Origin of the sequence: Actinomyces israelii, from assembly GCF_030253495.1 — a bacterium.
Taxonomy (GTDB): domain Bacteria; phylum Actinomycetota; class Actinomycetes; order Actinomycetales; family Actinomycetaceae; genus Actinomyces; species Actinomyces israelii.
On sequence record NZ_CP124548.1, the window covers coordinates 802,401 to 814,440 of the forward strand.

At 72.9% G+C, this 12,040-nt stretch carries 14 protein-coding genes; 8 read left to right on the forward strand and 6 right to left on the reverse strand.

Translation table 11 applies throughout. The features are described from left to right. Window positions 1-81 precede the first annotated feature (81 nt). Complete coding sequence (locus AIF0345_RS03195; RefSeq protein WP_285297135.1) at window positions 82-321, forward strand: hypothetical protein; 240 nt, start codon at window positions 82-84, stop codon at window positions 319-321. 138 nt (window positions 322-459) lie between these two features. Beyond that, the gene (locus AIF0345_RS03200) at window positions 460-966 is read left to right on the forward strand and encodes a hypothetical protein (protein WP_229118452.1); all 507 of its coding nucleotides are present in this window, start codon (window positions 460-462) and stop codon (window positions 964-966) included. A gap of 184 nt (window positions 967-1,150) precedes the next feature. Here the strand turns inward: AIF0345_RS03200 and AIF0345_RS03205 are convergent, their stop codons facing one another. From AIF0345_RS03205 to AIF0345_RS03215, 3 genes are read right to left on the reverse strand one after another with little or no spacing between them, the layout of a single operon-like run. Continuing rightward, window positions 1,151-1,573: a type II toxin-antitoxin system VapC family toxin gene (locus AIF0345_RS03205; RefSeq protein ID WP_268918178.1), complete on the reverse strand. Its 423-nt coding sequence runs from the start codon at window positions 1,571-1,573 to the stop codon at window positions 1,151-1,153. A gap of 3 nt (window positions 1,574-1,576) precedes the next feature. After that, complete coding sequence (locus tag AIF0345_RS03210; RefSeq protein WP_285297136.1) at window positions 1,577-1,852, reverse strand: type II toxin-antitoxin system Phd/YefM family antitoxin; 276 nt, start codon at window positions 1,850-1,852, stop codon at window positions 1,577-1,579. A gap of 58 nt (window positions 1,853-1,910) precedes the next feature. Continuing rightward, window positions 1,911-2,471 (reverse strand): PEP-utilizing enzyme, encoded by a 561-nt coding sequence (locus tag AIF0345_RS03215; protein WP_285297137.1) that lies wholly within the window; start codon window positions 2,469-2,471, stop codon window positions 1,911-1,913. 640 nt (window positions 2,472-3,111) lie between these two features. On the opposite strand from AIF0345_RS03215, the gene AIF0345_RS03220 reads away from it, so the two are divergent. Then, complete coding sequence (locus AIF0345_RS03220) at window positions 3,112-3,507, forward strand: VOC family protein (protein ID WP_268918175.1); 396 nt, start codon at window positions 3,112-3,114, stop codon at window positions 3,505-3,507. 68 nt (window positions 3,508-3,575) lie between these two features. On the opposite strand, the gene AIF0345_RS03225 is transcribed toward AIF0345_RS03220, so the two are convergent. From AIF0345_RS03225 to AIF0345_RS03235, 3 genes are all read right to left on the reverse strand, one after another. Further along, window positions 3,576-4,202, reverse strand: a complete 627-nt coding sequence (locus AIF0345_RS03225; protein ID WP_268918174.1) for an NAD(P)-dependent oxidoreductase — start codon at window positions 4,200-4,202, stop codon at window positions 3,576-3,578. Between the two features lie 114 nt (window positions 4,203-4,316). Then, complete coding sequence (locus AIF0345_RS03230; RefSeq protein WP_268918173.1) at window positions 4,317-5,009, reverse strand: MgtC/SapB family protein; 693 nt, start codon at window positions 5,007-5,009, stop codon at window positions 4,317-4,319. A gap of 147 nt (window positions 5,010-5,156) precedes the next feature. Then, a complete protein-coding gene (locus tag AIF0345_RS03235; protein WP_285297138.1) occupies window positions 5,157-6,764 on the reverse strand; it encodes a succinic semialdehyde dehydrogenase in 1,608 nt (535 codons plus the stop codon). A gap of 516 nt (window positions 6,765-7,280) precedes the next feature. Between AIF0345_RS03235 and AIF0345_RS03240 the strand changes: the two genes are divergently transcribed. The 5 genes from AIF0345_RS03240 to AIF0345_RS03260 all read left to right on the forward strand — a co-directional run bounded on the left by AIF0345_RS03240 (window position 7,281) and on the right by AIF0345_RS03260 (window position 11,666). Next, window positions 7,281-8,102: a class I SAM-dependent methyltransferase gene (locus AIF0345_RS03240; protein ID WP_268918171.1), complete on the forward strand. Its 822-nt coding sequence runs from the start codon at window positions 7,281-7,283 to the stop codon at window positions 8,100-8,102. 310 nt (window positions 8,103-8,412) lie between these two features. Then, the gene (locus AIF0345_RS03245; RefSeq protein WP_268918170.1) at window positions 8,413-8,640 is read left to right on the forward strand and encodes a FitA-like ribbon-helix-helix domain-containing protein; all 228 of its coding nucleotides are present in this window, start codon (window positions 8,413-8,415) and stop codon (window positions 8,638-8,640) included. Further along, window positions 8,637-9,032: a type II toxin-antitoxin system VapC family toxin gene (locus AIF0345_RS03250; protein ID WP_268918169.1), complete on the forward strand. Its 396-nt coding sequence runs from the start codon at window positions 8,637-8,639 to the stop codon at window positions 9,030-9,032. The genes AIF0345_RS03245 and AIF0345_RS03250 overlap by 4 nt, the downstream gene beginning before the upstream one ends. Before the next feature lie 210 nt (window positions 9,033-9,242). Beyond that, window positions 9,243-9,956: a TetR/AcrR family transcriptional regulator gene (locus tag AIF0345_RS03255; protein ID WP_268918168.1), complete on the forward strand. Its 714-nt coding sequence runs from the start codon at window positions 9,243-9,245 to the stop codon at window positions 9,954-9,956. A 63-nt stretch (window positions 9,957-10,019) separates the two neighbouring features. Then, the gene (locus AIF0345_RS03260; protein WP_052374877.1) at window positions 10,020-11,666 is read left to right on the forward strand and encodes an MDR family MFS transporter; all 1,647 of its coding nucleotides are present in this window, start codon (window positions 10,020-10,022) and stop codon (window positions 11,664-11,666) included. Window positions 11,667-12,040 lie beyond the last annotated feature (374 nt).

The window sequence follows — 12,040 nt, forward strand, 5'->3', positions numbered from 1 at the left end:
CGGATGCGCTCAAAGGCTGTCGGAGGAATGCCCTGGGCTCCGCGCCGGCACGATCCACACGGCGCGGGGGCGCGAGGCGAGGTGATCGCGCGGAACGGAGAGACGGGCAGCACGATCCACACGGCGCGGGGGCACGAGGCATCCGTCGTCCTCCTCGTGCTCGGCGGCGCTCTCGACAGGCCCGGCGCCAAGGCCTGGGCGTCGGAGACCGTCAACCTCGTCAATGTCGCCGCCAGCCGTGCCAGGCGCCGTCTCTATGCGATCGGCGATCGCGGATCATGGGCCCGGTACAACTACTTTCGTCAGCTCGCCGGGGCCTGACTCCAGCAGGACGCCGAGGAGATATCGGCCACTGACCCGCCCGCGCCTCAGGGGTCGCGCAGCCGGGCGGCCGGTTCCGGCTGCCGGTCGTACGTCGAGGGTGAGACTGCGGCGATCGGGGAACAGTAGACTTCGCCCGTGAGCGTTGAAGCAACTGAACAACTGGCGCCGGTTGAGGCCGCATGGATTGCGGTCGTGCGTGCTGCTCTGCCCGCGGACCTCAGAGGGCTCTGCCTGGCACCCGATGACTGGTACCAGGGCATGGACAGCCCCTCTGCGGATGGGCGGTGCCTGGCCTGGTTCGACCTGATCGCGGACGAGTGCGTGGTGCTGACCGTCGGCGCCTACTTCGATGGGGCGCGCACCACCGTCGGTCGTCTCCACAACCAGCTCTTCAACCTCGAGTCCCGCAGCCGCACGATCTTGCGGAGGACGTTCACCGGTCCGCTCACGGAGCAGGCCGTCAGAGCCTGCGAGTGGCTCACGCAGATCAGGCGGCGACCGGTGGAGCGGTGGGACTGGTCGCGCACCGCTCACGAGTACCGGTTCGCCGACGACGGCGCCGGGCTGGTGGCCTCGGGGAGCACCGCTCAGCGTCAGGGGCCGCCGCGCCAGGTCACCAGGATCGTCACGACGGTGGGCTGACCGCTCTCGCCTGCGCGCCCAGCCCCGGGACAGTCACCGAGATGACCGGCTCCGGGGCGCCAGAGGCGACCGGCGGGCGCCCGCAAGGCCTCGCGGACCGATCTCGGCGCGGAAGTGAACCGATCTCGACGAAGGGGAGCCGCTGGAGCCGCGGAGGCTGCCGGGCCCGGGCGAGGTGCAGTATTCAGCCCTGGGGTGGGTTGCCGGGCGTGACAGGATCAACCGTCCCGAGGCCCAGCTGATGGGCGACAGATGTCATCGTCTTGTCGTGGGTGGCGATGGTGAGAGGCGTATCCAGAGTCTCTTTCAGCGTCACCGCGGTCGCCAGGTGCAGGGCGTCGAGGGTCTTGACGTGAGGCCTGATGTCTTCGGCGACGCGGTGAATCTCTCGTGTGACATCCAGCAGGCCGACTCGATCGAGCAGAGGGGCGGCCTGGGACACAGGAATGTCCTCGCGACGCAGGACCCGGACGACCTCGGTGCGCAGCAGACGTGATGACACGTGGAGCGCTCCCGACGTCGCCATCCAGCTGTGGAGCGCCGACCGCTGGGGAACGTCGAGAACCGCGTACAGGGCGACCGAGGAGTCCAGGTAGATGATCCCCACTGTTCAGTGGTCCCCTCGCGAGTCCTCGAGCAGGGCGGCCACCTGGTCCTCGGTGTAGGACGGTCCGGCCGGTGCGGCGGGCCAGGGCGTTGGCTCCGTTGCCGGGGGCGTGTACAGGCCGGCTCGCTCCAGGCGGGACAGAGGACCGTCGTCGGTGAAGATGCTGAGCCGCCACCGCGGCACTCCCCGCTCGGTGATGATGACGTCCCCGGCAGCCGTGACCTGCCGGAGGACGGCGGCCGTGTTCTGGTTGAGCTCCCGCTTGGTCACCGTACGCATGGCTCGAGCGTACTGCTCGTGTCTGACATCGTGGATGGTGCGGTCCGGTGCACTCCCGTCAGGAGAGATCCGCCACCCGCCCCGCCGTCCCGTCCACGTTGATCCGTGCGCCGTCGGCGATGCGCACGGTCGCCCCGGGGACGCCCAGCACGGCCGGGATCCCGTACTCCCTGGCGACAATGGCCGCGTGCGAGAGCCGGCCGCCGGTCTCGGCCACGACCCCCGCGGCCAGGGCGAACAGCGGGGTCCAGGCCGGGTCGGTCGCTCGGCACACCAGGATGTCGCCCTCCCTCAGCCGCTTGAAGTCGGCGGGCCCGGCGACCACTCGTGCCGGGCCGGTCGCCGCGCCCGGGCTGGCCGCGGTCCCCATCAGCCCGTCGCCGGGGGCGGACTCGACTTGCCGGCCCTCGTTCCACGCCGCCTGCGCGCGCGGCCGGGCCCGGACGCGCCGCTCGACGTCGACGTCGACGGCCCCCGTGCGCAGCCAGCCCAGCAGCTCGTCGAGGGTGAGGCAGCGGACCTGCTCGGGCTCGGCGACCAGCCCGGCCTCCGCCATACGCCGCCCCGCCTCCAGCGCCAGCCGGCGGACGACGGCGCCCAGCTCCTCGAACTCGACCACCGAGGCCTACCAGAATGTGCTGACATCACTGTGTCTGTTCGACCCGGTCCCGGCGTGGGAGTCGGGCGGCAGCCTGCTGACTCGCCTCGGACGCGCTCCCAAGCACCACCTCGCCGATCCGGCGCTCGCCGCAGGACTGCTCGGTCTCACCCCTGCCTCGCTCCTTGACGGCGACGGAGCGCCATTGGGGTCTCGGACCGATGGCATGCTGGGGGCGCTGCTCGAGTCGCGCTCCTGGGCCCCTGACAGGCCCCGTTCTGAGATAACTGGACACGGGTGGCGCCCACAGCGCCCACCCTGTTCTTCTGACACCCATCTCCAGAAGAGCGGGAGAAAAGCACATTCACGTGACGAGCCTCCGCTGACATTGAGGCGTCCGGTACGCCCGGCAGCCCAACCGGGCTCGAGGCGATCACGGCCCGAGTCCATGTTGACGACACCACGAGTCAGCGCGTGCTGGAGGCCGCGGGATTCCGACTGGTCGGAGACACGCGCAACCGGGAGACCGATCACCTCGACAGGCACTTCCGGCTGGAGCGGCCCGCTCGCACCTGATCGGGACCGTCCCCGCCGCGCTCCTCGTCCCGCCGATCTGGTGCGGGAGCACCTCACCGCGGGACTCGCGGGAGACAATCATCCCGTGCGCGTCACCGGCATCGACCACCTCGTCCTCACCGTCGCCTCCATCGAGGCCGCCGTCGACTTCTACTCGCGCGTCCTGGGGATGGAGGTCATCGCCTTCGGTCAGGGGCGGACCGCGCTGCGGCTGGGCGACCAGAAGATCAACCTCCACGCCGCCCGGGCCCCGATCGCCCCGCACGCCGACCGCCCCGTGCCCGGCAGTGCGGACCTGTGCCTGGTCGCCGTCGGCGGGATCGACGCCGCGGCCGCGCACCTGGCGGCCTGCGGCGTGCCCGTCGAGCTCGGCCCCGTGGAACGCGCCGGCGCTCGCGGGCCCGTCCGGAGCCTCTACGTGCGCGACCCCGACCGGAACCTCGTCGAGCTCGCCTTCTACGACGGGGCCGCCGGAACCTGAGGCCGCCCAAGAGGGTGGTTTCCCGCTCCTCCGCCACACGCCGGCGGATGGCGCAGGCGCGGCCCCGCTCAGCCGGTGATGACCGCGTCCCGGCAGATCCACTCGGGATCGTGAGCCGCCTTGCGCATGAAGCGGCCGACGTCGGCCCGGCTGATGCGCGGCATCCCCCTCATGGGGATGCTCTCGGCCGCGCGGTAGGCGCCCTTCGCCGGGTCGTTCGTCAGGGTGGTGGGATAGACGATCGTCAGCTCCAGGTCGCTGGCTCGCAGGATCTGCTCGGACGCCGCCTTGTCCGCATAGATGTCGCGCAGGATGGTGCGGTATATGAGGCGCTGCGGCAGCGACGCGGTCCGGATCGTCTCGCCAACGCCGTAGGAGGACAGCCAGACCAGCCGCTTCACGCCCGCCCGGCCCATCGCCTCGGCGACGGCCCTGGCGGCGCTTGTGAAAAGACCCTCCGCACGCAGCGAGCCCCCGCGCCCGAGGGCGGCGATGACCGCGTCCCGGCCCTCCACGGCGCGGGCGACGTCGTCGACCGAGGTGGCGTCCCCCTGGAGGACCGTGATCCGGTCCCCGACCTCGGTCAGCGCCTCGGGGCGGCGCGCCAGGACGGACACGGCGTCACCCGCCTCCAGGGCGCTTGCCAGGACGTGGCCGCCGGTCGGGCCGGTGGCGCCGAGGATCAACACCTTCATAATCGTGCTCCTTAGCCGGATGCGAGCCGTGCCCAGTCTAAATGATCGTCCCTGGGGACGAGCGGTTGTCCGACGTCGCCCGCCCCCGCCGGGCGCGCACGTCCGCAGCAGGGCTCAGCGCTCGTCGTCGAGCACCTCGACCTCCGTCACCCCCTCCACCATGGACAGGGCGGCCACGAGTAAGGAGATGTCCTTCCTGCCGCTGACCCGCAGGTCGATGACGGCGCCCCTCCAGTCCCTGCGCACGATCTGACGGCTGGCCGTCACCATGGTCTCGAAGTCCAGGTCGGTGGCCCTGAGCAGGAGCGTCCGCAGGATTCCCCTCCCGTCGGTGTAGGTGATCCGCAGCCGGCCCTCGGCTCCCCGACGGAGCAGCCGGCGGGTGATGGGCGCCAGCGCGAGGGTGGTGACGAAGTACAGCCCGACGATCAGGGCGGCGACGGCGATCATCCCGGCCCCGCACGACATCCCGACGGCGGCCGCCACCCAGATGGCGCTCGCCGTCGTCAGGCCCCGCACGCTGTCGTGCTCGAAGAAGATGACTCCCGCCCCGATGAAGCCGATCCCCGAGACCACCTGGGCCGCGATGCGCGACGCGTCCCAGCGCATATTGCCCGTGAGCGCCGCCGGGACGCCGTACAGCGACACCAGGGTGAACAGGCAGCTCCCCAGCCCGACGAGAATATGGGTCCGGATGCCCGCGTCCTTGCGGTGCACCTCCCGCTCCAGCCCGATGAGGCCGCACAGGAGCACAACGAAGAGGGCGGGAACGATCTCCCTGGCGGACGGCACGGCGAACAGCTCCATCTGGGCCTACTCTCGCGGCTGTATGACAACGCTCAATATGACGAGCCTACGCGCACGGGCCCCGGTCCGCTGCCGCTCGGCGGGCCGGGGGAGGCCGGTAGCGGCCGCGGCGGCGCATACGGGTGGTGTCCGACGACGGCGCCGCGGCTACCGGTCCAGCCCGGGCAGGCGCCGGGCCAGGCGCAGCCAGGCGGTCAGCGCCGCCGCCCACCGCTCCCCGCCGACGCCCGGCGGCGCCTGGAGGGGCATGAGGCGCTGGACGGCGATCGTCTGGGACTGGGTGTACTTGAGGATGCCCTCGGGGCCGTGGCGGCGCCCGAGCCCCGAGGCGCCCATTCCGCCCATGGGGGCGGCCGTGGAGCCCCACGCCGCCGCGTAGCCCTCGTTGACGTTGACGGTCCCGGCGCGGATGCGTCCGGCCAGCGCGGCGCCGGCGCGCGGGTCGGCGGTCCACACCGAGGCGTTGAGCCCGTAGGGGGAGGCGTTGGCCGCCCACACGGCCTCCTCGTCCCCGCTCACGCGGTACAGCGCCGCCACCGGCCCGAAGGTCTCGGCGGAGTGGACCTCCATGTCCCCGGTGACGCCGGCCAGGAGCGTGGGGGCGTAGGCGGTGGGGCCGACCTCCTCCAGGGCGCGCCCGCCGGTGAGGACCGTGGCGCCCCTGGCGACGGCGTCGTCCACGTGCGCCGCGACCCTGGCCCGGTGCTCGGCGCTGATGAGCGGGCCCATGTCGGTCTCCCAGCCCATGGTGGCGCCCACGCGCAGGGCGCCAGTGGCCCGCACGAGGGCGGGGACGAACCGGTCCCACACGTCCCGGTGGACGTAGACGCGCTCGATGGAGACGCACAGCTGGCCGGCGTTGGAGAAGCAGGCCCTGACGGTGCCGCGCACGGTGCGGGCCAGGGGGGCGTCGGCGCGCACAATGAGCGGGTTCTTCCCGCCGAGCTCGGCGGAGACGGGTGTGAGGCGCGCCCCAGCCCGGGAGGCCACCGCCGAGCCGGTGGCCGCGGAGCCGGTGAACATGAGGGCGTCGACGGCGTCGATGAGCGGGGCCCCGAGCGCGGTGCCCGCCCCGGTGACGACCTGGAGGAGGCCTGGGTCGGCCCCGGCGCGCACGAGCAGGGAGCGCACGGCCAGGGCCGTGAACGGGGTGGCCGAGTCCGGTTTGAGGACGACGGCGTTGCCCGCCATGAGCGCCGCGACGGCGTCGGAGGCGGCCAGGGTCAGGGGGTAGTTCCACGGCGAGATCATGCCGACGACGCCCACGGGCCGGTGGTGGACGGCCACCCCGGTCAGCCCCGGCACCGCCCCGCGGCGCCGCTCGGCGGCGAGGTGGCGGGCGCCGGTGCGGGCGTAGTAGCGGGCCGTCATGGCGGTGTCGGCCAGCTCCTCGAAGGCGTGGGCGCGGGCCTTGCCCGACTCCCACTGGACGAGGTCGAGGAGCGGGCCGCGCAGCCTCAGGACCAGGTCGTGGAGGGCGAGCAGCACCCGGGAGCGCTCGCGCACGGGCGTGCGCGCCCACTGCTCCTGGGCGGCGCGGGCCCGCCGGGCGGCCCGGACGACGTCGTCGGGGCCGAGACGGGGGACCCGGCCGATGGGCGAGCCGGTCAGGGGTGAGACGACGTCGATGACGTCCCCGGCGAGGGCCGCACCGTCGTCCAGCCCGAGGGCCCGCAGCGCCGCCCTGCCGCGGGCGTCGCAGTCCCAACGGCCGCCGTCCGCGGCCCTGGGCGGACGCGCTGCCGGCACTGTCACGGGCGCCTCCTTCCCCCGGGTATTGTCCTGGCTCCACTGTAGGCGACCGGCTCTTCAGGGGCGCGGTCGCGCCGCATTCGCTCGATGCTTGGTCCCGACGGCCCGGGGCGCGCCGGGCGGGCCCGCGATCCCTCCCCCTCGTCGAGATCGGTTCGCTTCCGCGTCGAGATCGGTCCGGGGAGTCCGGCGGAGCGCGAACCGGGCGTCTCCAACTGCCCCGGAGCCAGTCATCTCGGCGACCGGCTCGGGCACGGGAGAAGTGACGGCTCCATGCGCCTCCAGGGCGGCCGACTCCCACGGCGCCGTGGGAGTCGGCGCGATTCCGCGGTTCTGCCATGGGCGGGAGTGAGGTGCGAGCGTTGAAAGCGCGTGGGAGCCACCTTCTTGAGAGCCCCGGCGCACAGCAGGCGCCAGGCGGGCGCCGAACGAGCGCCTCGAACCGATCTCGATGAGAGGGACACCGCCACCGGTGCGGCCCTCTCCCGTACTCCGTCGTCAATCACCTAAGGTGCGGGCATGATTGACGCCGGCGTCCAGGAGACGCTCTTCCTCCCCCTGCTGGGGCGCGCCCGGGCCGCGCGCACCTGGCCGACCTGCTTCCGCGACCCGTGGTCCGAGCGGGCCGTCTCACTGGCCGCGGCGGTCCGTCCCGACATTCAGGACAGGGACATGGGGGAGATGCCCGCGGCCATCTACGCCCTGCGCCACCTGGCCGCCGTCACCGAGATCCGCCGCTACCTGCAGGACCGCCCGGCGGCCGCTGTCGTTGACCTGGGCTGCGGGCTCGACCGCCTCATCGACGACGTCGACAACGGCGGCGCGACCGTCTACAACCTCGACTTCCCCGAGGTCCTTCGGCTCCGCTCCACCTGGATGGAGCCCCACGAGCGCGAGCGCGACCTGCCGGCCTCCCTGACCGACCACGCCTGGATGGACCGGGTCGACGCCGGCGGCGGACTGATCGCCGTCGCCTCCGGGGTCTTCTACTTCCTGGAGAACGCCCAGGTGGCCGGGCTCGTCGATGCCATGGCCCGGCGCTTCCCGGGCGGGCGCCTCGTCTACGACGCCGAGTCCCCCGAGCTCGTCGCCGCCAGCGAGCAGGCTGTGCGGGAACGCGGGATCGACGCCGCCCCCATGCCCTTCCGCGTGGCCGACCCGTACGCGCCGCAGACCTGGAGCCGGGCCGTCGCCGACGTCCGGGTCGACTTCGACCTGTCCTCCTACGCTCCCGACCCGGGTGCGCTGCCGCAGGAGGTGCGCGACGGCTTCGCCGGCCTGAGGGCGAGCAGGGGCCTGTACGAGGTCGTCGTCGACTTCGCCCCGGCCGCGACGGGCTGACGCCCCCATGCGCGGGGGCCGGGTGCGGCGGTGCGTTGAGGCTGCGCACGCGCGCCTCCGCCTGTGCTGCCGGCGTCTCGGTGGCTGCGCCCAGAGCCAGGGGGGATGCCGGTCAGGGGAGCGGGCGGGTGGTGCGGGTGCTCCTGGCCCTCCTGCTGCCCTTGGCCGATCTCGGTGCGGAGACCTGCCGGTCTCGAGCCGGAGTACGACCGATCTCGGTGAGGGGTGCGGGGAGGCCGGCGCCGGTCGGGCGGGACGGCGGCGGGGCCTCGCCGCGAATCGCCTGATTGCAGAGTGCTAGCATGGAGGCGTGGCGACGCTTTACGTTCGGGACGTGCCTGAGGACGTGACCGAGGAGCTCAAGGCGCGGGCGGCCGCCGAAGGAGTCTCCCTGTCCGCCTACGTCGCCGCGCAGCTCGCCCTCATCGCGTCGCGCCCCACGAACGCGCAGGTCGTGCAGCGCCTGCGGACGCAGAACCGAGCCGATGGCCCCAGCACGGCTCAGGTCGTGGCGGCGGTGAGGGTGGGGCGCGGATGATCGTCGTCGATGCCTCCGCGGTGGTGGAGGCGCTGGTCGGCCGTGAGGTCGATCCGACGCTTCTGGACGCCATGGCGGGAGACCTGGCCGCACCGCACCTGCTGGACGTCGAGGTGCTCTCCGCCCTGCGCGGCATGGTCCTGGGAGGGGCCCTGGCTCTCGCCGACGCGGAGGAGGCCCGTCGCCTCTACGCGGACCTGACCATCACGCGGTACGAGGCGGCGCTCCTGTCCGACCGGGTGTGGGCGCTGCGCAATCGGTACACCAGCTACGACGCCACCTACCTGGCGCTCGCGGAGGGCCTGGGCGTCCCGGTCGTCACCTGCGACAAGAAGCTGGACGCCGGCGGGCACCACGCCACGATCCTGGTGTACCCCAACCATGGTCAGTGAGGGTGGCGCTGCTGCGGGCGCGATGTTCGGGCTTGCCGCCGCCAGCGGCGTCAGTAGGTGAGGGCGGTGCTGCTGCGGGTGCGGCACTCGGCGCCCCGGGCGCGGAGGCGCGGAGACGGGCGCGGGCGGCTCCGACGATCGGTCGCCGAGTGACCGACCTCTCGGTAGGTGCACTTGGTGCAAGTGTGCACTCAGTGCATGATTGAGGTCGTGACTCGAACCGACCTGCGCGCCGCCCGTGCCCGGCGCACCCGCGCCGCCATTCGGGCGGCCGCACTCGCCCTGGTCCGTGAGTGCGGCTACACCGCCATGACGGTCGATGACGTCGCCGCCCTCGCCGGGGTCTCACGGCGCACCGTCTTCAACCACTTCTCCTCCAAGGCCGACCTGCTCCTCATCGGCCCGGACGCCCCCGAGCCCGAGGCGGTCGAGGCCTTCGCGAGCGGGGACGGGCCGCTGCTGGAGGACCTTGCCGACCTCCTGACCTCAGGGGCGCAGTCCCTGGAGCCCGACCAGGACTGGCTCCTGGCCTTTCCCGAGGTCGTGCGCGACAACCCGGAGGTCGAGCGCGCCGTTCAAGAGCGCTTCGAGGCGGTCGAGCGCGTCCTGGAGGAGGCCGCCGGCCGGCGCCTCGGCCTGCCGGTCACCGACGCCCGGGTGATCGCCGTCGTCGGCCTGTGCGTCGCGGTGCAGAAGGGCGCGGTCCGCCTGTGGGCCTCCGCCTGCGGAGCCCCCGCCTGCGGCGGTCCTGGCGGCCCGGGCGGCGCCGACGGCGTTTCGGACGCCGAGCCGCGGCCCCCTGCCGATGCGGACGACGGGGCGCGCCCCGGCCTGGCCGACGCCGTCCGCGCCGTGACTGCGGCCATGGGCGAGGTCCTGGCCGTATCCGGGGCCGAGGGCCGGATGCCGAGCCCACCCGGGTGACCGCCGTCGTCCCCCACCCGCCAGACCCCCCCTCAACCTCCTCAACCCGAAAAGGCACTACCCGTGACTCACACCGCTACGGCGCCGGAGACCGGCGCGAACCCCGCCAGCCCGGGAAGCGACTTCCGCCCCGACCGCCGCTTCTGGGCGGTCTACTCCTCCCTCCTGGTCGTCATGTTCCTGTCCGCCATGGACCAGACCATCGTCGGCACCGCCCTGCCCACCATCGTGGGCGACCTCGGCGGCGCCGCCCACATGGCCTGGATCCTGACCGCCTACACCCTGGCCATCACCGTGGCCATGCCCGTCTACGGCAAGCTCGGCGACCTCGTGGGGCGCAAGAGCCTCTTCCTGGTGGCCATCGGACTGTTCCTGGTCGGCTCGGCCCTGTGCGGCACCGCCGCCTCGATGACCCAGCTCATCGTCTACCGCGCCCTCCAGGGCCTGGGCGGCGGCGGCCTCATGATCTCCTCCCAGGCGATCACCGGCGACATCATCCCGCCGCGCGTGCGCGGCACCTACATGGCCCCCATGGGCGCCATGTTCGGCATCGCCTCCATCCTGGGCCCGATCGTGGGCGGCTGGCTCACCGACTCGGTCTCCTGGCGGTGGACCTTCTGGATCAACCTGCCGCTGGGCGTCCTGGCCTTCGCCGCCGTCGCCCTCGTGCTGCGCCTGCCCGCCCGCCCGCTGACGGAGAGGATCGACTGGTGGGGCCTGGCCCTCATGAACGCCGGCGCCGTGGCCATCGTCCTCATGGCCACCTGGGGCGGCAACCAGCTCGAATGGACCAGCCCGGTCATTATCGCCCTGGGAGCGGCGGGCCTGGCCTGCTGGGCGCTCTTCGCTCTGGTGGAGACGCGCGCCGCCGAGCCGATCCTGCCGTGGGCGATCCTGAGCAACAGGACCTTCGTCGTGGCCACGGTCGTGGGCATGCTCGCCATGGGCGGGATGATCGGCGTCATGAGCTATCTGCCCACCTACCTGCAGATGGTCTACGGCTACTCGGCCACCGCCTCCGGGCTGCTCCTGGTGCCCATGACCATCGGCATGCTGGCGGCCTCGATTCTCTCCGGCGTCCTGGTGGCGCGCCGCAACCGCTACCGGGTCTACCCCGTGGCCGGCGCGCTCATCGCGGCCGGAGCCGTCTTCTGGCTCTCCAGGCTGACGACGTCGACCCCCGTGTGGCAGGTCTCGGCCGCCACCCTCGTCATGGGCGCGGGCATTGGCCTGTTCTTCCAGCTCCTGATCACCGTCGTCCAGAACGCCGTCCCCGCCCGGCACCTGGGCACAGCGACCAGCGGCAACAACTTCTTCCGCGAGGTGGCGGTGGCGCTGGGCGCCTCGATCATCGGCGCGGCCTTCTCCTCGGGACTGACGGCCGGCCTGACCGAACAGATCGGGGCGCTGGCCCGCAGCTCGGACCCGGCGGTGGTCGCGGCGCTGGCCCAGTTCCAGGGGCAGGACACCTCCTCTCTCACGCCCGCCCTGGTGGGCCAGCTGCCGGCAGCGCTGCACGACGCCGTCGCGAGCTCCTACGCGGACGCCCTGCTGCCGATCTTCGGCTGGATGATCCCCCTGTTCGTGGCCACCGCGGTCATCGCGCTCCTCCTGCCGGAGGTGCCGCTGTCCCGCAAGACCGGAATGGAGCAGGTCGCCGAGGCCGAGGCGGCCGTGGCGACGGCCCGCAGCTCGAAGGAGCTGCCGTAGCAGGGCTGAGGAGGCGGAGGCGAGCACGGATGGCGCCGCCTCCCGGCAGTCCAGTGTGCGCACCGCCCCCTCCGACGTCACAAGTACCCCGAACCGCCTCCCCAACACCATCGCACGCACCACACCCCAGGGGCGGCAGCTCAGGGCCCTCGCGGAAGCGGCGGCCGGCGCCAGCACACGAGCCACGGCCCACGTCGCCGAGCGGCCGGTCGCCCAGCGCGGGGACTCGAGGCGCTCGGCGTCTTCCCGTCCAGCCTCATCGACTTCCGGGTCGAGCGGCTCACCGCCCCGGGTGACGAGGGGCGGCGCGAGGAGACCGCCGGGCCCGCGCCCGGGTCGAGGACCTGGTGGCCCGGTACTTCGGTGACCGGACC